The sequence below is a fragment of the Mycobacterium sp. genome (assembly GCF_049647605.1).
Classification (GTDB): Bacteria; Actinomycetota; Actinomycetes; order Mycobacteriales; family Mycobacteriaceae; genus Mycobacterium.
The window spans coordinates 1-19,308 of the sequence record NZ_JBARXZ010000108.1 but is presented as its reverse complement, the minus strand read 5'-3'; the positions used below and the strand labels follow the sequence as shown (position 1 = coordinate 19,308).

Genomic DNA, 19,308 nt, shown 5'->3' with positions numbered 1-19,308 from the left:
GAGCCAGAGCATGAATCGAGCGGCGCTCGACGCCGTGTGGACGTTGCTGTGCTGAGACGGGATGGTTTCATTTCTTTGCGATCGATGATTGGGCAGAGCGACTTCGAATCGACGGGTCCTTCGACCACCACAAACGCCACAACGACCACTCCGGTAGCTGTCATCGGCATGGCCTGCAGGCTGCCCGGTGGTATCGACTCCCCCGAACTGCTCTGGGAGGCGTTGCTGCGAGGTGACGACCTGGTCACCGAGGTACCCCGCAACCGTTGGGACAACAACGAGTTCTACGACCCCGAGCCGGGTGTCCCGGGTCGGACGAGGTCAAAATGGGGCGCATTCCTCGACGACGTCGCCGGCTTCGATGCGGAGCACTTCGGTCTCAACGAGCGCGAAGCCACCGCGCTGGACCCGCAGCACCGCTTGCTTCTGGAGACCTCGTGGGAGGCCATGGAGCACGCCGGTCTGACACGCGAAGCCATATCCGAATCGCTGACCGGTGTGTTCACCGGGTTGACCCACTACGACTACCAACTGGTGTCGACCGACTCCGACGCGATGGAAGGCCCTTACGGGTTCTCGGGTAACACCTTCGCCATGGCGGCCGGGCGTATCGCCTACACCCTAGGTCTGCACGGACCCGCGCTCGCACTCGACACCGCCTGCTCATCGGGCCTGTTTGCCGTGCACATGGCCTGTCGCAGCCTCGACGACGGCGACAGCGATCTTGCGCTCGCAGGCGGGGCCTACGTGATGTTGGACCCACGGAAGTACATCGCGGGTACCGCGGCGGGCCATCTGTCCCCCACCGGGCGGTGTCATGCCTTCGACGTCGCCGCAGACGGGTACGTCAGCGGCGAGGGGTGCGCGGTCGTCTTGCTGAAACGGCTGCCGGACGCGCTCGCCGACGGTGACCGGATCCTGGCGGTGATCCGCGGAACCGCCGCCAACCAGGACGGCCACACCGTGAACATCTCGACGCCGTCGGCCACCGCACAGGCTGCGGTGTACCGGACGGCGCTGGCGGTTGCAGGCGTGGCGGCCGATAGCGTCGGCATGGTCGAAGCCCACGGCCCGGGCACCCCGGTGGGAGATCCCATCGAATACACAAGCCTGAGCGAGATCTACGGCGTCGACGGCCCGTGCGCGCTCGGGTCGGCGAAGACCAATTTCGGCCACACCCAGTCGGCCTCCGGCGCACTCGGACTGATCAAGGCGGTCCTCGCCCTGCAGCACGGCACGGTTCCGCGGAATCTTCACTTCACCCGCTTACCCGATGAGATGGCGCGTATCGACACCAAACTCTTCGTGCCACAGGAGAACACCAAGTGGCCAGGCGACCCGCGGTATCCGCGCCGAGCGGCGGTGTCGTCGTACGGGGTTTCCGGAACCAACGTGCACGCCGTTCTGGAGCAGGCCCCGGCGGCCGGCGAACCCGCGGCTACCGTCGGCACGGCACCACTGCTCTTCCCGCTGTCGGCCACCTCCGCAGAGGAGCTGCGCCGCACTGCCGGCAGGCTGGCCGACTGGGCGCAGGCACACGAAGACGTGGCCCTGGCGGATCTGGGCTACACCCTGGCCCGCCGGCGTGTTCACCGCCCGGTGCGAACCGCCGTCACCGCGACCAGTCGACCAGAACTCGCCCGGGCCCTGCGCGAGGTCGCCACCGGCGACACCGCGTATCCGGCCGCGATCGGGCAGGACGAGCACGGACCGGTCTGGGTGTTCTCCGGGCAAGGTTCGCAGTGGGCCGGGATGGGAGCAGACCTCCTCGCCGGCGAACCGGTGTTCGCCGCCACCATCGCCCGAATCGAACCGCTCATCGCCGGCGAGTCGGGGTTCTCGGTGACCGAGGCCATGGCGGCGCCCGAGGTGGTGACCGGCATCCACCGCGTGCAGCCCACCCTGTTCGCCATGCAGGTCGCATTGGCGGCGGCCATGAAATCCCACGGTGTCCGCCCGGGCGCGGTGATCGGGCACTCGATGGGTGAGACCGCCGCGGCGGTGGTCGCCGGCGCGCTGTCACTCGAAGACGGGGTACGCGTGATCTGCCGCCGCTCCCGGCTGATGTCACGCATCGCCGGCTCCGGAGCCATGGCAGCAGTGGAACTTCCTGCCAAGCAAGTGCTTTCGGAGTTGACGATAGGTGGCATCAAGGACGTGGTGGTCGCGGTGGTGGCCTCACCGTCGTCCACCGTCATCGGCGGAGCCACTGAGACGGTTGAGCAACTGGTCGCGGCTTGGGAACAGCGTGACGTGATGGCTCGCCGAGTGGCCGTCGACGTCGCCTCCCATTCACCCCAGGTCGACCCGATTCTCGACGAACTCGCGGTGGCTCTCTCCGAGGTCGAACCGCGCACGCCGGAGATCCCCTTCTACTCGGCGACCGGATTCGACCCGCGCGAGCAGCCGGTGTGCAGCAGCAAATACTGGGTGCGCAATCTGCGGAACACGGTGCGTTTCGCCGCGGCGGTGCGGGCCGCACTGGAGGACGGCTATCGGATCTTCGCCGAGCTGGCGCCCCATCCGCTGCTCACCCACGCCGTCGAGCAGACCGCCGACAGCGTCGACATACCACTGGCCACGCTCGCCGGCATGCGCCGCGACCAAGCGTTGCCACACGGCCTGTACAGGTTCGTCGCGGACCTGCACAGCGCGGGCGCCGCGGTGGATTTCGCGGTGCCGTACCCCAGCGGGCGTCTGGTCGACGCGCCGCTGCCGAGTTGGACGCACCGCCGGCTGTGGCTGCACCCGGACGCTCCCGACTCCTCCACACCGGGCGGTCACACCGTTTCGGTGCATCCGCTGCTGGGTCCACACGTGCGGTTGCCGGAGGTACCCGAGCGCCACGTGTGGCAAGCCGAGCTCGGCACCGCCGCCCATCCCTGGCTCGCCGAACACCGGGTCCGCGATGTTGCGGTACTACCGGGGGCGGCCTATTGCGAAATGGCATTGGCGTCGGCGCGCGTCGCGCTGGGCGACTCCGCCGAGGTTCGCGACCTCCGGTTCGAACAAGCACTGCTGCTGGATGCCCAGACCACGGCCGGGGTCTCGACAACGCTGTCCGCGCCCGGAGTCGCGGACCTTCTCATCGAGTCGCACCGAGACGACAACTCGAGTCGCAGCGGCGAGCAAACACGGCAGGCCAGTGCGGTGCTTCATTCCGTGGAGATGCAGGCCCCGCCTGCGTACGACATGTCGGTGCTGCTGGCCTCCCATCCACGCCGAGAAGACGGCGCGGGGGTTCGCGACGGCCTGAAATTGCTTGGCATTCAGTATGGTCCGGCGTTCGCCGGCCTCGGCGCCCTCCACATCAGCGATGACGCCAGCGGCTCCGTATTGGCCGAGGTGTCGCTACCGGGTCATCTCCGGTCACAGCACAGTGCCTACGGTGTGCATCCCGCGCTGCTGGATGCGTGTTTCCAGTCGGTGGGGGCCAGCCCCCGCGTGCAAGCGGTGGGCGAGGGCGTCATGGGTTTGCCGTTGGGCGTGAAACGACTCCGCGCCTACGGATCCGGCCGCAGCGCCGGATACTGCTATCTGCGGGTGACCAACGTCGACTCGTCCGGGATCGAGGCCGATCTCGACGTGCTCGACCAGAGCGGGGTGGTCCTGCTCAGCGTGCAGGGACTGTTGTGCGGCACCGGGGCAGCCGAAAAGACCCGGGTGGACCGGCTGCTGAGCGAACGGCTCTTGACCGTCGACTGGCAGCAGCGGCAGCTACCCGAGAGCACGCCGGCCGACAGCCAGACCTGGCTGCTGGTCAGCACCGCCGACACCGGTGACGTGATGGCGGGCAACGTCGCCGATGCGTTGAAAGCCCATGGCGCACAGTGCACCACCATGGAATGGCCACGGCACGGTGATCACACCGCACCCGCCGAACAGCTCCGCGAGCAGCTGCACACCGGTGGATACACCGGTGTGGTGATCCTCACGGAACCGCCCGCCCTTGTCGCCGAGGACCAGTCCCCGCTGCTGGGCCGCGAGTATGTGCAGCATCTGGTGCGGATCACCCGCGAGTTGACTCGGTTCCAAGGCCACTTGCCGCAGCTCTTCGTGGTGACCCGCACCGCCCAGGCCGTGCTGCCGGGCGACGTGGCCAATCTCGCCCACGGCGGGCTACGCGGGCTGGTGCGGGTGATCGGCGCCGAACATCCGCACCTGCGCACCGCGCACATCGATACCGACGAGTCCACCGATGCCGAGCAGCTGGCCCGTGAATTGCTCAGCGGCACCCCTGAGGACGAGACTGCCTGGCGCGACGGCGCGCGGTACGCGGCGCGGTTACGCCAGACTCCGCTGCGCCCCGAAGAACGCCAAACCACCGTCGTCGATCACGAACACGACGGGATGCGTCTGCAGATCCGCACACCCGGTGACCTGGAGACTCTGGAACCCGTGGCCTGCCCGCGCGTTCGGCCGGGGCCGGGCCAGATCGAAGTGGCCGTCACCGTGTCGAGCCTCAACTTCGCCGATGTGCTGATCGCGATGGGCCTGTTCCCCAGCATCGACGGTGCGCTGCCGGAACTGGGTATGGATTTCGCCGGAGTGGTCACCGCCGTCGGTCCGGATGTCAGCGACCACCAGGTCGGTGACCGTGTTGGCGGCTTCTCCCCGAACGGCTGTTGGGGCACTTTTGTCACCTGCGACGCCCGTCTCGCCGCGGCACTCCCGCCGGGGCTGACCGACCATCAGGCGGCCGCGGTGGCCACGGCGACCGCCACCGCCTGGTACGGCCTGCACGATCAGGCCGGGATCACCTCACAGGACCGGGTGTTGATCCACTCCGCAACCGGAGGTGTCGGCCAGGCGGCAGTGGCCATCGCCCGCGCCGCGGGGGCCGAGATCTTCGCCACCGCGGGCAGTGAAGAACGCCGGCAACTCTTGCGGGACATGGGAATCACCCACGTCTATGACTCGCGTAGCACTGAATTCGCCGACCAGATTCGCCGCGATACCGATGGGTACGGCGTGGACATCGTGCTGAACTCCCTCACCGGAGAAGCACAGCGCGCCGGATTCGAATTGCTGGCCGTCGGTGGGCGGTTTGTCGAGATCGGCAAACGCGACGTCTACGGCAACACCCGGCTCGGGCTCCTCCCGTTCCGGCGCAATCTCACGTTCTACTACCTGGACCTGGCACTGATGACCGTCAGCCACCCGCAGCGGGTCGGGCAGTTGCTGCGGAAAGTGTTCAGCCTGGCGGCGGACGGCGAGCTGCCTCCGGCCGGGCACACCGACTATCCCTTGGCCGACGCCGCCACCGCGATCCGCATCATGGGTGCGGCCCAGCACACCGGCAAGCTCTTGCTCGAGGTGCCGCGCACGGGCCGCACCGCTGTGGTGATCGATCCGGAGCAAGCCCAGGTCTTCCGCCCTGACGGCGCCTATCTCATCACCGGCGGCCTTGGGGGTCTCGGATTGTTCTTCGCCGAAACCTTGGTCGCGTCGGGATGCGGGCGCATTGTGCTCACCTCCCGTTCGCAGCCGACGCTCAAGGCGCTGGAGACGATCGAGATGATCCGTGAGATGGGCGGAGATGTCGTGGTGCACTGCGGTGACATCGCCGACCCGGGCACCGCAACCGACCTGGTGACCACCGCGACGGCCACCGGGTTGCCGATCCGCGGTGTGCTGCACGCCGCGGCGGTGGTCGAGGACGCCATGCTGGACAACATCACCGACGAACTCATCGAGCGCGACTGGGCGCCAAAAGTGGATGGAGCGTGGAACCTTCACGCTGCTACCGCAGATCAACCGCTGGATTGGTTCTGCTCGTTCTCCTCGGCGGCCGCACTGGTGGGTTCACCCGGTCAGGGCGCCTACGCGGCCGCCAACAGCTGGCTGGACGCCTTCACCAGGTGGCGCCGGACGCAGGGTCTGCCCGCCACTTCCATCGCCTGGGGCGCCTGGGGCCAGATCGGACGCGCAACCGAGTTCGCTGCGGGTGCCGGCGCCGCCGTGCGCCCCGACGACGGCGCCTACGCTTTCGAAACGCTGCTGCGGCATGACCGCGCCTACACCGGATACGCACCGATCATCGGCACGAGCTGGCTGACCGCCTTCGCACAGCGCAGCCCATTCGCCGAGGCGTTCAAGGTCGGACAGAACCACACCGGAACCAGCAAACTGCGGTCGGAACTCGACGAGCTACCTCCGGAGGAGTGGCCTGCCCGGCTGCGGCGTCTGGTCTCGGATCAGATCAGTCTGATCCTGCGTCGCACAGTGGATCCTGACCGACCCCTTTCCGAGTACGGAGTGGATTCATTGGGCGCCCTGGAACTTCGGACCCGTCTCGAGACCGAAACCGGGATACGCCTGGCCTCGAGCGACCTCGCGGTCGGTACGGTTCGCCGGCTGGCCGAGGTGCTGTTCGACAAGCTGATGCCCACCGAATCCACGTGACCAGCGGGCTCGCCGCCGTCGGGTGTCACCACATGCAAGGCACCAGCCGGTAACGAACCGCCTGGGTGTACTGCCGGTATCCGTCCAGCTCTTCCTGGAGGAGTTTCTCCTCGTCGCGGATCCGTGAGGCAAGCACGATCAGCCCGGGAAGGACAAACAGGAGAGCCCAATACGAGCCGAGTGCAAGGGGCGTGCCGACCAACATGAGCACATTGCCGGTGTACATGGGGTGCCGCACCACCCCGTACAGCCCGGTGGAAACGACCGTCTGGCCCGCCTCCACCTGGACAGTGGTGGAGGCATAGCTGTTCTGGACAACCACCAGCACCACCACAGCGAGTCCAGCCGCCACCAGCACGCCACCCACCCAGCACACCGCTGTCGGTACCGACGACCAGCCGAAGCGGTGGTCGAGTGCGCTGACCACACACATCGCCGCCAACGACCCGTACAAGCCGACCATGAGGATCTTCTGCACGGTTCGGGCTTCCGCGGCCGGGCCGCCACGCATCCGACGTTGCAGCGCGGCAGGATTGGTCAGCTGCAGGTAGATACTGGGCAGCCACGCCGAGAAGGCGAACACCGCCAAGAACAGCCATGCTTGCCAGAAGTCGAATGTGCCCGCCGGCAGGAAAAGCAACAGGCCGATGGCTACCAGCTGGACAAGCCCGGATACCACCACTGTCAGAACGGCTTTCACGATCCTCCTGAGCGTTTGTGCCTACCCGGCGCCGTTGTCATGCAGCGATCCACCATCGGACGAACCTCACAACGGCTGCGCACGGGCTGCGGTGTACCAGCGCGTGACGTCATGGCCGGCGTCGTAACGGGCGAACCACTCCGAGGCCAGGGCTGGTAACTGCTGGTGGGCCGGATTGTGACCCGGAATCTGGCTGCGCACCACCCCGTATGCGGCGGCCAGTTTCTCCCGCAGCCGCACCTGCGAGTAGATCTGCTGGTGCGGCCCGTAGTCGGGAACCTCCAGGAAGGGGCACTTCTGCAAGACCGGAAACCTTTGGACCAGCGTCTTTTTCAACCCCGGACCGCCGGACATCGACATCGCGTCGACCCTGCGCTCCTCGAGCGGAATGTACTTGTTGAACCCCTTGGCGGCGGTTGTCATGGCTGCTCCGGCATGTTTGAACACCGAGGGCGCCACTCGCATGCGGTACCACGGATCGGCGACAACAGCGTCGTAGACGATCAGGGCAGAGCTCCGATGTTCGATCTCCTCGACAAAATGCCATAGGAACAGCGACGCCACCCGATCATCTCCCTGTGCAAACAAGGTTTCGGCGTTGTCGAGCATCAGTTTGAACGAAGAGGTGAACGTGGCTTCCACATCGGCGGTGTAAGCCAGCCGGTACCGCAACGGCTTGGTGGCGGTCAGATCGTCGAACGACGCGATCACCTCGTCGAGTGTCTCTTTCAGCGCTGGATAGCCCTTGATCAGAGCTTTTGCGTGCTGACGGTGAGCCATGGTGTGCTGGGCCTCTTGACGCAGAAAGGCGTCGGCCTCCTCGGCGACCTCCGGATCGGTGATCAGCGGCATCGCCTCGGAGATCGCGGCCACGATCATCTTCTCGAACCCGATCGCCAAGAACGACAGCGCATTTGCCGCGCTGGAGAACGCGGGATTGGATTCGTTCCACAAGAAGGGAACGTCATAGTCGGGGAACCCGAATCGCATCTTCCGCACTCGCAGATCCGTCACGGTTTCGACCCTCGATTCCTCCACACTCGCCCGACCGGCAGCGATTCACCCATCGCTTTCCGACCCCGCGGCAGGCGCTTCCTCAGCCGAGCCGCCGTGTCCGACCACCTTCTCCCCCAGGCTGGTGACGGTCGGGGCCTCGCACATGGCCGACACCGGCAGCTCGGTACCGAAGGCCATGTTGATCGCGGCGATCGCCCTCATCGCCGAAAGAGAGTCACCCCCCAGGTCGAAGAACGAATCGTCGGCCCCGATGTGGGTCGTTGACTCGATCCCCAGTACCTGGGCATAGATACCGGCCAAGCTCAGTTCGACCCGACCGACCGGGACCCGGGGGCCGCCCTGCGGATCGGGGCCGGCCGTAGTGGGCCGCAGCGACATCGAGCAGACGCTGCGGACCTGATCCGGCAGTTCAATCGACGCCAACGCCCGGCTGGGGTCGGTGGTCATCGCGACCAGCAGCCGATTGAAGTGCTCGGCCAGTGCCGCGATGTCCGTCGCTTCGAACAGATCCACGCGATACTGAATCCGCAGTTCCAACTCACTACCCGGAATCGCCTGGACCGTCAGTGGATAGTGGTAATGATCGCGAGCCCTGAGGTCGGTGATGGCCAATCCATCGGCGCCGGAGAGCGTGGCAGCGTCAGTCGGGTAGTTCTCGTAGACGAAGACGGTGTCGAACAGGCTTTCCCGTCCACTGAGGCGGTGAATCTCACTGAGCCCCAGATGCTCGTGGCCAACTGTGCGGTTGCGGTGTTGTTTCAGTTGCTCGAGGACCTCGACTGTGGTGGTGGCCGCGGTCATGGTGGCTCGCACCGGGATCGTGTTGATCAGCAGGCCCACCATCGCGTCCGCCCCGGGGACCTCGTCCGGCCTGCCGGAGACCACTGTGCCGAAGGCGACATCGTGGTGGCCGGTGAGCGACTTCAGCAGCTGGGCGAAGGCGGCCTGGAGCACTGTGCTGACGGTGGTGTGGCTGGCGCGTGCCAACTCGCCCACCGCGGCTGTGGTGTCCTCGGATAGCTTCAGCGAGAGGACATCTCTCGGCCCCGCGGCCGACCGGCCTTGCGGGCCCACGAGGGTGGCAGTGCTGAACCCGGCCAGTGCTTGCGCCCAGGCGTTGCGGGCCGACTCCAGGTCACGATCGGCCAGCCAGCTGATGAACCTGCGGTAGGGCACAGCGGCGGGTAGCCGGTGCCCGTAGTAGCCGGCGAACACTTCTCCCAACAGGATCGGCAAGGACCAACCGTCCAACAGAATGTGGTGATTTGTCAGGACCAGCAGGTGCCGATCCGGACCGAGACGCAGCAACGCCACCCGCAACGGCATGTCGCCGGTGACGTCGCACACCGCAATACGTTCGGCAGCACAGAGTTTCGCGATCCTCTGATCTAGGTTGCAGTCATCTCCGCTGAGATCGAGGTACTGCCAGGGTACTTCTGGATCGGCCGGGATGATCTGGACGGGATCGGCGAACTTCGTGCAGAATCTGGCTGCCAGGTTGGGATGACGGCGCACCGCCAGGCCAACGGCGTCACGCATCCGGTGTTGATCCAGTCGCCCGGTCAACGTGATCTCCAGTTGCACCGCATAGACATCGTCTCCGCAGCGGCGGGCGACGTCAGCCTGGAACAGCAGCCCCTGCTGAAGTGGTGTCAGGGGCAGGATGTCGGCGACCTTCTCCGGCAGGCACAGCTCGTCGATCTGAGGTTGAGTCAGGCTGGCGGGTTCGATGTCGGAGGGGGTCAGGCCGCCGCCGCCATCAACAACATGCGCGCAAATACCGGCCAACGCGTCAAACCACAACCCACTCAACCGAGCAACCTGCTCCTCACCGAGCACCGAACGCGCCCACGTCCACCCAGCACGCAACCGCGGCCCACCCTCGGTATCCACAGTCCCAGCATTGAGCTCCACGGTATGCATCAACGGCATCGGAATCGCCGCCGCCACACCAGTAACCGACCACCCATCCTGACGGATCTCCCACATATCACCAGAGACCTCACCACCACCAGAACCCAACCGACCCAAATAATTGAACCCGATCACCGGATCAACCACACCCACATCGGTATCAGTGTTCAAATACCGCAACAACCCATACGTCAACCCATCCGGCACCGCCCGCAACTGCTCCTTGGCCTCCTTGACCACCACACCCAACCCCGGCCCACCAGCCAACACCTGACTCCACTCCACACCCCCAACCCTCAGCGCCACAGGATATTTCGTCGTGAACCACCCCACCGTCCGCGACAAATCCACCAACTGCCCCTCACCCAGGGCCTCCTCCTGCCGACCATGCCCCTCAGCATCAATCACAATCGGCGCACCACCACTACCCAAAAACTCCGCCAACGCCAACCCAAACGCAATCAACAAAATGTCATTGATCCCCGCATGAAACGCCGCCGGCACCTCACCCAACAACAACCGCGTCGTCTCACTATCAAGCTCAACCGACAAACTCCCCGCACCGGCATAGGTATCAACACCAGGCTCCACCGCCGCCAACAACGCCGGCAACCCCGCTATCTCCCGCCACACCCCAGCCTGCTCAACAACCCGCCCCGCATACGCATGCTCAGCCAACACCGACGCCCACCGACCAAACGACGTCCCCGCAGACGGCAACACCACCTGCTGCCCACCACGATGCTGAACCCAAGCAAGATTCAAGTCCTCCAACAGAATCCGCCACGACACCCCATCAACCACCAAATGATGAGCAATCAACACCAACTGACCAGCCGCAGGAACCCACAACGCACTCAACATCACCCCAGCAGCCGGATCCAACCGCCCCCGAGCCGCCACCACCACCTCATCGGACAACACCTCCACCGAACGCACACACGCCCGCGCATCCACCGACCCCGGCTCCGGCACCGTCAACGACCACGAATCACCAACCCGCAACCGCAACATCGCATGCCGGTCCAACACCGCCTGCAACACCACCACCACATCAGCCTCAGTCACCCCAATCGGCGCCTGCACCACCACACTCTGATTGAACTCACCAACAGGACCCGACACCTCCTGCAACCAACGCATGATCGGAGTCGCCACCACCGACCCAACACCATCATCAACCACACCATCATCACCATCAGCAACCACAGCCACCCGCGCCAACCGCGCCACCGACTGCTCCACAAAAACATCACGCGGCCGACACAACACCCCCGCAGCCCGCGCCCGCGCCACCACCTGCATCGACAAAATACTGTCGCCACCCAACTCAAAAAACGACTCGTCGACCCCGACCCGCTCCAACCCCAACACCTGGGCATAAATCCCAGCCAAAATCTCCTCCACCGCATCACCAGGAGCCCGATACCGCCCCACATCCTGATAATCCGGCGCCGGCAACGCCCGAACATCCAACTTGCCGTTCACCGTCAACGGCATCACCTCAACCACCACCACCGCAGCCGGAACCATATACTCCGGCAACCGCTGCACCAACCCCGCCCGCACCACCGAAAGATCAACCACCCCAGTCACATAACCAACCAACCGCTTATCACCAGGACGATCCTCACGAACAATCACCACCGCCTGCTGCACACCATCCAACCCAGCCAACACCGACTGAATCTCACCCAACTCGATCCGATACCCACGAATCTTCACCTGCTCATCAGCACGACCCAAATACCGCAACTGCCCATCAACACCCCAACACATCACATCCCCAGTGCGATACATCCGCATCCCCGGCGCCCCAAACGGACACGCCACAAACCGCGACGCCGACAACCCCGCCCGACCCACATACCCGTCCGCCAAACCCCCACCAGCGACATACAACTCACCAGCAACCCCCACCGGCACCGGCCTCAACCACGCATCCAAAACAAAAAAACCCAAATGCCCCAACGGCACCCCAACAGGACTGACCACACTGTCAACATCACCAACAACAATCTCCCGGAACGACGCATGCACCGTCGTCTCGGTAATCCCATACATATTGATCAACCGCGGCAACCCCGGATGATCAGCAAACCACCCCCGCAACCGCTGCGGCTCCAACGCCTCCCCACCAAACACCACAGCCTCGAGCCCCAACTCACCACGAGACCCAGAACCCAACCCATCCACCGCCAACAACGCATAAAACGCCGACGGCGTCTGACTCAACACAGTCACCCGCTCAGCAACCAACAACGCATGAAAATCCTCAGGCGACCGAACCACCTCATCACCCACCACCACCACCCGACCACCAAACAGCAACGCCCCCCAGATCTCCCACACCGAAAAATCAAACGCCAACGAATGACACTGAGACCACACCTGCCCCGCCAAACCCATCTCAACATCCAACGTATCCAACAACCCGACCACGTTACGATGCGGAACAGCAACACCTTTCGGAGTCCCAGTAGTACCCGAGGTATAAATCACATACGCAACATCATCAACACCAGACCCACACAACCCCACATCAGCCAACCCACCCACATCAGCCAACCCACCCAAATCAGACACATCCACCACAAACACACCGCGACCCTCAAACCGCGACAACAACTCCCCCACACCAACCACCGCAACAGGCCCAGCATCACCAAACACAAAATCCATCCGCGACACCGGCACCGACGGATCAATCGGCACATACGCCGCACCCGTCTTCACCACCGCCACCATCGCCACCACCGCCTCAACCGACCGCGGCAACACCAACGCCACCCGCAAACCCGGCCCCACACCCCCACCAACAAGCACCCGCGCCAACACATCCGAAGCCACATCCAACTCCCGATACGTCAACGACACACCCCCACACGACACCGCAACCACATCAGGCCCACTCACCACCCGAGCAGCAAACACCGACCCAATCGACCCCCGACACACCCCCACCCCAGACAACACCGCACGATTACCCCAACCATCAAGACAACCACGCTCAACCTCATCCAACACATCCACCGACGACACCCGCCGCCCCGGATCAGACACCAACCCCACCAACACCCGCCGCAACCGTTGCGCCAGGTCGGAGACGTCAGAGTTCGAAAAGAGCTGTCCGGCACCAAGAGTGCTGAGGTAGAGCTCGTCACCGATGCCGTAGAAGATCAATCCGAAAGCCCCTACAAAGCCCGAATTGGTCATCGATGCCGAGGCCGACGCGCCGGCGAAGTCCAGTGAGAAGGCCAGCGGAAAGAAGTCGACAACCACCCTGTTGGCCGTCTGTGCCGGGTCGTGGGCTTGAGCTTTGCGCTCGAGTGCGTGCACGGGGAACCGCTGATGTTGCAGCGCTTCCTGGATTCGCGCGTCGACATGCGCACAGAATTCTGCCACCGTCGCCTCGGGCGACGCCGTCAACACCAGCGGCACCACCCCGGCCGTCATGCCGGGCAACGTTTTTGACTTCGGGCCGACGCGCCTGCTCACCGGAAAGTCGAGAACCATCTCCGAACCCTGCGTGCACCACCCACGGGCCAACAGGGCGCACGCCGCGGTGAGGACCGACGAGCGAGACATGTTCCATACGTGCGCCAACTCGTCGACCCGCCTGATCACCGCAGCGTCCAAGCGAACAGGCTCCGACCGCCAATTCGGATCTCGCTGCTCGTCAGCCGGCGGCGGCGTTTGCGGCAGTCCACTTTCCACCGGGAGGTTCCGCGTCCAGTACTCCTCGTCATCGCGGTAGTCGTCGGACGCTTCGTACTCTGATTCGAAGTCCACCAAGTCCTGCAGTGAGCCGAAGAAGGCCGGCGGGATCGGTTCTCCGGTGACAAGTGCCGAGTAGACCGTCGCCACCCTGTTACCGATGAGGCCGATGCCGGCTGCGTCGACCACGATGTGGTGAAAGCACCCGAAGAGATAGCACTCCTGGGGTCCGGTCTGGAACAGTGCAAACCTGAACAGCGGGCCGGTGAACGGCATCGGCGTGCGCTGAATCGCCAACGCCATCTCCTGAGCTTTCTGCTCAGGGTCGGGCAATGAGCTCAGGTCGTGGGTGTCCAACTCGACGTCCGGATAGTCGACGGGTTGTTGGAATACCTCACCGTCCACGTCGAAGATGACGACCCGGACCGGTTCAGCTTCCTGCATCACGCGTTGGATCGCCCACTCGAGGGCATCGCGGTCGAGCGCGCCCTCGATTTTCACCAACAGGCCGATCTGCCAGTCCGTGTCGGAATGACCGGTTTCCTGCGCAAGCCAAATATCCAGCTGTGCACGCGTCAGCGGGCGTGCATCGACACTTTGATCCATGGATCCCCCGACCCGGTCGTCTCAGTTACCAGTAGTCCCGCCCGCCGCCAGCCTGTCGCGAAGAGACCTCGGCCGAATATCGGTCCAATGCTGTTCGATGTAGTCAAGACAAGCGGCGCGGTCAGCTTCGCCCAGCACAACCCGCCAGCCTGCCGGGATTTCAGCAAAGGCCGGCCACAAGCTGTGCTGTTCCTCGTCATTGACCAAGACAAAAAAACTGCCGTTGTCATCATCGAACGGATTGACACTCACGGTATTCACCAGTTTCTCAAGACAGCCTGTTTGGCATGGCTAGAACAAGTTCTAGAACGTGTGCCAGAACGGTACTTCGCGCGCGGGACCGCTGTCCCGAACTTGGGTGTGACGCCGGTCACACCCACGGACGATCGGCATGGTGCCGCATATTCAGCAACGGTGCGGCAACAGCGCTGTCACCTGCGGCGTTGACCGGTTCGGGCACGATCTTCGAGTAGATCGGCGGCCGCTGCCGCGCTGCGCGCGGGTTCGGTGATCCGGTTGGCCAGATCACGGGCTCGGGCGACGTAATCGGCAGCAAGAATCGTCTGCAGGTCGGCTACCAGCGTCTCCTCCGAGGCTGTCGAAAAGCGTCGGGCGGTGCCCACCTTCAGTCGTCTGACCGCGGCCCCGTAGATCGCGTGCACCATGTCCCAATAGAGCACCAGCTGAGGAACACCGGCCCGCATTCCGATGGGAGTGGTGCTGGAGCCACCGTGATGGACAACAGCACGGCACGCCGGGAACACGGTCGCGTAATTCAGCGTGCCCACAACCTTGACGTGCTCTGGGCACGGCAGATTGCTGTAGTCGGTCCCGGCGGCGCCCACCAGCGCCCGCTCGCCCAACCGTTGGCAGGCTGCGGCGATCATGGCGATCGTCTCCGCCGGGGACTCCACCGGTATGCTGCCGAATCCGAAGAAGATCGGCGGTGTTCCCGCGGCAATCCACGACTCGACCTCGGCGTCGGCCTCCGTTGCCAACTCCAGGGTCAGCGTGCCGACAAACGGCCGCTGATCAGCCACGCCCGACCATTCGTCGGCCAGCCCGGGAAAGCACGCCTCGTCGTAGGCCTGGATCTCCAGTGATCCTCGATCGGTGATCCGGCGGGGTGCGGACCCCGACGACTTGGGCAGTCCCAGTTCCCGACGTTGAGCGTCCTCGACCTTTTTGGTCCCGCGCCAGGAAACCCACCAGAAGGCCCTCACCACCGCGCGACCCAGCGGCGCCGGCAAGAACGACAGGACCTGGCGATTCGGCCGCAGCGGGAAGTAGTGCAAGGTGGCCAACGGAATATCGTGGTATTCCGCAACATTGGCGGCGGCGTCCTCGAAGTTGATGCCGGTGAACAGCAGGTCCGCCCCGTCTGCCAGCGACGTCAGCGTTGTGCTCATCTCCTGCCAGCCGCGCAGCAGCGGACCGGCGATTTCGGTCCTCGCCCTGACCAGCTCCCGCAGCCTCCACGGACTACGAAAGAAGCAGGTCCAGAAATCGCGGTGGGCATCGAGAATCGATTGCGAATCCGGACCGAAGGCAACTGCGACCGGTCCAGCGGCTTCAGTGAATCCGACCAGGTCGGGCGGGACGGCCATCTGCACGTCATGCCCACGGCGCACCAGTTCGCGGCCGACGGCCAGAGTGGGCTCGATGTCGCCACGGCTGCCCCACGTTGCGAGCACAAATTTCATCGCGGGTTCCAACCTCGCTTCATCGAGCTACCGGCATGATTCCTGAACAATTTCCACCAATGCCGCGGCCCGGCAGCGAAGCTCGCCGCGAGGCGGACCGCGGCCCGGCTACCTCGGCTTCGGCGGAGTTGCGGTGCCTGCGGCGAGGAACTCGTCCAGATAGCGGGGCGACTTGAGGTTGAGCAGCCGCACCCGATCGGCTTTGAGGTCTGCGTAGGTGAGCGCGTCGACTTGTTCTGCGCTATAGGACAGAGTCGAGTCCGGGGTGCCTTTTCGCACGAATCCGACACCTTGATCGCACTTGAGCACGCCGACCAGCAGGTCCGGACGGGTGCTACGCAGGTGCACGATCGCCTTCCAGACGTCGCCGTTCCATATCCCGATCGCCAGAGGCCCTTTCTGTTGTGCCATGAAGTCGTCCCACGACTCGGCGCGGCGACCGGCCAAGGCGAACGGGGGATTGCAGTCGTGCAGGAAGATGACACCATCCTCGTGTAGGTGACGCACGGTGTTCTCGACGTCGCGTACCACTTGCTCATAGGTGTGCAGCCCGTCGATCAGGGCAACGTCGATCGGGTGCCGTTCGAGAAATTCCGACTCGCTCTCGAAGAACGCGTCACTGGTCGTCTCGAAGTAGTGGGTGGCACGGCCCTTCGAATCTGCGAGTTCGCGGGCGCGTTCGGAAAGCTTGAACGCCGGGTCGACCGCTATCTTCACATCGGCGTCGATCCGCTGGAATGCCTGTCCGCGCGAAACACCGATCTCCAGATAGACGGGCGCCGACCGGCCCTCGAGTGCCCGCTGCACAGCTCTGATCCGGTTGACGCCCGGCATGGCATCCGCCAACATCACCAGTCCGTTGTTGATGCCCACACGCGGATCCTCTCATCGAAATGGGCTTCTGCCCGGGGGTAGCCGGCCGGTACGCCAGGACTCGTTGTGGTGGTCTCGGCAGATGCCTGCTGGTTTCGCGCAGCTAGTTCGCACGGCACCAGATCTGGACCTTAAACCACCAGCGGTGTTCCCTTGCGTCGAATCGACGAACAGGTGTCCGATGGCGGGGAGAGGGAGCGGCGTGAATCCCCCGACCGTGGACACGCAGCCGGGACTTATCGTGTTGCTCGTCAACAAGATCCACGCCACCTCCCCCAGCCCGGTCGGTGTTCTCCGACAACTGCTGCCAAGGACCAAATCCGACAACTATGACCCACGGTGGCCCTGTCCTTGGTAGGAAGTTCTGCTATGTCGCGTTCATTCGACGGCCTCACCGAATCGCCCGCCACTGTCGACCAGATCCATGCTGCGTTCGGTCGCGAGGACTACTGGCTGGCCCGACTGGGTTCCGGAGAGGCCGACACCACATTGGATTCCCTGACCGTGGCCGCCGACGGGACAGTGGGAGTGCGTGTCACCCAGCGGCTGGGCCGGCTGATGCTGCCCGGACTGGTCTCAAAATTCGTCTCCGGTGACGTGCAACTGGTCCATGCTGAGACCTGGACCCCCGACGGCGACGGCCAGGTACGCGGACAGATCACCGCCTCGGTTTCCGGCGGACTCGGATCATGCCGTGCGACAACTCGGCTCGAGCCGACCGCCCACGGTTCGAAACTGAGTTTCGCCGGGCGCGTCGATGTGAAGATCCCCCTGGTCGGCGGCAATCTCGAGAAATCCTTCGGGGCCAACCTGGCCGAGAGCATCCCGACGGTGGTGCGGTTCACCACGACATGGATCGATGAACATGGATAACGCTGGACAACAACGGTTATCGACCGCCCAGCTCACGCTTGCGGGTGCTGTTCCAGCTTTCCCAGCCCGGTGATCTCCAGGCTCACCGACTTTCGCTGCCCAGCGGCACCGAGCATGAAAAGGATGTCGCCGATCGGCGCACCCAACCAGAATCGCCAGAACCGCTTGTTGAAGGCCGCCCACGCGTAGTTGCCACCTCCAACCGACCAATACACCATGATCGCGAACAGGTAGTACACCGCACGTTTCCAACGCGCAGTGACCATCTCGACGTTCATCTCCCAGATTTCGAGACCCCAGGCGCGGTATTGCCATTCGAGGCCGTAGCGGTTCTGGAATTCATAAAATGCCCGCATTTCACCGTTGGTAACCAGGTATTCGTCGAAAACCAGGATCGACCCCTTGGTGAAGTGGTCCTTGCAGGTTTCCAACGCATGCAGGCAACTCTCATAGGTATCCAGATCCATGTGGAAGAGCCTGATGGGGGCGCCCGGGTGGTCGGCCAGGAACGGAGCCAACGTATCGTATGTGCTTCCCTTGATGAACTGCACCGGGCGACCGAGTGGCGCGGGCACACCATCCTCCAGGTGCACCCCGGTATCCGGCATCAGCCGTTGCGCAAGCGGTTCCGTCAAGGAGAAGGTGCCGCGTTTGACGACGGCCTGGTCGTCGATCTGCCAGTCCTCCACCAAGCCTTCAAACGTATCGAAGCCATGAACCGTGCGCCCGGAAGCATCAGCGGTGAGCCGCGTCGACCAGCCGATCCAAACGCCCAGATCGAGCACGAGTTCGTCGGAGTTCCGTCCTTGCGGCAGTTGTGATGCTTCCTGCAGCAGCGGGTGGTCACGAATCTTGCGTTGGCGAAGATCTGAAATTGTCCGGCTGATGAAAGCCCGGTACTTGTCGTCGTAAACCCCGATGTCGCGAGCATACAAATTGGGGATGAAGCGGTCTCGACCCCGATAGCCGAGACGCCCGACCAGGAGCACCACCAGGACCACGCCGATCACGACCAGGAGAATCGGCGCCAAATAGCACGCCACGGCCACTGCGAATGCCGCGCCTAGGAGAATCGCTTTCCATAGCCGGTGCAGATTGGTGCGATCCACTGTCCGCGTGTCGGTTACGACCACCGGCGGTCCTCCAATTCTCGGATAGAGCAATGCATCTCAGACGGGCTCAACGGGCAGCACCCGGGTGAGCTTGCCGGATGCACCGTTTCCGGGTTGACTGATCATGCCCTCCCGCGAGCACCTGTGACGCCGGCGCCTGCCGGCAGCGTGGTTTGGCCGGTAGTACACCACGCGCCCGTCCTGCGCACGCATCAATTGCCGAAACACTCGTCGGGAAATGTTCGATCGCGAAAACACTCATTATTGACGGGCGTGAATGTAACAATGCCTCGACTGATTGTAAACAATCCTCGAGCCCTGGAATGTGTCCTCGTACTAGTAGGTGACTTTGCCCCACGCTGACAGCGTTAGCCCCAATGCACCACTG

The 19,308-nt window shown here is 64.1% G+C and carries 9 protein-coding genes; 2 read left to right on the top strand and 7 right to left on the bottom strand.

What is annotated here, in order from left to right; all coding sequences use genetic code 11:
- The first annotated feature begins 84 nt into the window (after positions 1-84).
- Positions 85-6,405 (top strand): sulfolipid-1 biosynthesis phthioceranic/hydroxyphthioceranic acid synthase, encoded by a 6,321-nt coding sequence (gene pks2, locus WBB07_RS13890; RefSeq protein ID WP_526308580.1) that lies wholly within the window; start codon positions 85-87, stop codon positions 6,403-6,405.
- 25 nt (positions 6,406-6,430) lie between these two features.
- Here the strand turns inward: pks2 and WBB07_RS13885 are convergent, their stop codons facing one another.
- The 6 genes from WBB07_RS13885 to WBB07_RS13860 form a co-directional block, all read right to left on the bottom strand.
- Positions 6,431-7,105 carry a methyltransferase family protein gene (locus WBB07_RS13885; protein WP_526308578.1) on the bottom strand — a complete coding sequence of 225 codons (675 nt, stop codon included), beginning with the start codon at positions 7,103-7,105 and terminating at the stop codon, positions 6,431-6,433.
- Positions 7,106-7,171: 66 nt separating this feature from the next.
- The gene (locus WBB07_RS13880) at positions 7,172-8,119 is read right to left on the bottom strand and encodes a metal-dependent hydrolase (RefSeq protein WP_526308576.1); all 948 of its coding nucleotides are present in this window, start codon (positions 8,117-8,119) and stop codon (positions 7,172-7,174) included.
- Positions 8,120-8,164: 45 nt separating this feature from the next.
- Positions 8,165-14,359, bottom strand: coding sequence for an amino acid adenylation domain-containing protein (locus tag WBB07_RS13875; protein ID WP_526308574.1), 6,195 nt, complete (start codon positions 14,357-14,359; stop codon positions 8,165-8,167).
- A 21-nt stretch (positions 14,360-14,380) separates the two neighbouring features.
- On the bottom strand, positions 14,381-14,611 hold the full coding sequence (locus WBB07_RS13870) for an MbtH family protein (protein ID WP_526308573.1): 231 nt from the start codon (positions 14,609-14,611) through the stop codon (positions 14,381-14,383).
- 179 nt (positions 14,612-14,790) lie between these two features.
- Positions 14,791-16,062, bottom strand: a complete 1,272-nt coding sequence (locus tag WBB07_RS13865; RefSeq protein WP_526308571.1) for a glycosyltransferase — start codon at positions 16,060-16,062, stop codon at positions 14,791-14,793.
- 108 nt (positions 16,063-16,170) lie between these two features.
- The gene (locus tag WBB07_RS13860; RefSeq protein ID WP_526308569.1) at positions 16,171-16,935 is read right to left on the bottom strand and encodes a class I SAM-dependent methyltransferase; all 765 of its coding nucleotides are present in this window, start codon (positions 16,933-16,935) and stop codon (positions 16,171-16,173) included.
- A gap of 369 nt (positions 16,936-17,304) precedes the next feature.
- On the opposite strand from WBB07_RS13860, the gene WBB07_RS13855 reads away from it, so the two are divergent.
- Entirely contained in the window at positions 17,305-17,808 is a 504-nt protein-coding gene (locus WBB07_RS13855) for a DUF2505 family protein (protein ID WP_526308567.1), read from the top strand.
- Between the two features lie 32 nt (positions 17,809-17,840).
- Here the strand turns inward: WBB07_RS13855 and WBB07_RS13850 are convergent, their stop codons facing one another.
- The gene (locus WBB07_RS13850; protein WP_526308565.1) at positions 17,841-18,941 is read right to left on the bottom strand and encodes a class I SAM-dependent methyltransferase; all 1,101 of its coding nucleotides are present in this window, start codon (positions 18,939-18,941) and stop codon (positions 17,841-17,843) included.
- Positions 18,942-19,308 lie beyond the last annotated feature (367 nt).

Bases quoted from the DNA above. Each gene is read 5' to 3' on its own strand.
- pks2 (WP_526308580.1), top strand. From the start codon at position 85: ATGATTGGGCAGAGCGACTTCGAATCGACGGGTCCTTCGACCACCACA.
- WBB07_RS13875 (WP_526308574.1), bottom strand. From the start codon at position 14,359: ATGGATCAAAGTGTCGATGCACGCCCGCTGACGCGTGCACAGCTGGAT.
- WBB07_RS13865 (WP_526308571.1), bottom strand. From the start codon at position 16,062: ATGAAATTTGTGCTCGCAACGTGGGGCAGCCGTGGCGACATCGAGCCC.
- WBB07_RS13855 (WP_526308567.1), top strand. From the start codon at position 17,305: ATGTCGCGTTCATTCGACGGCCTCACCGAATCGCCCGCCACTGTCGAC.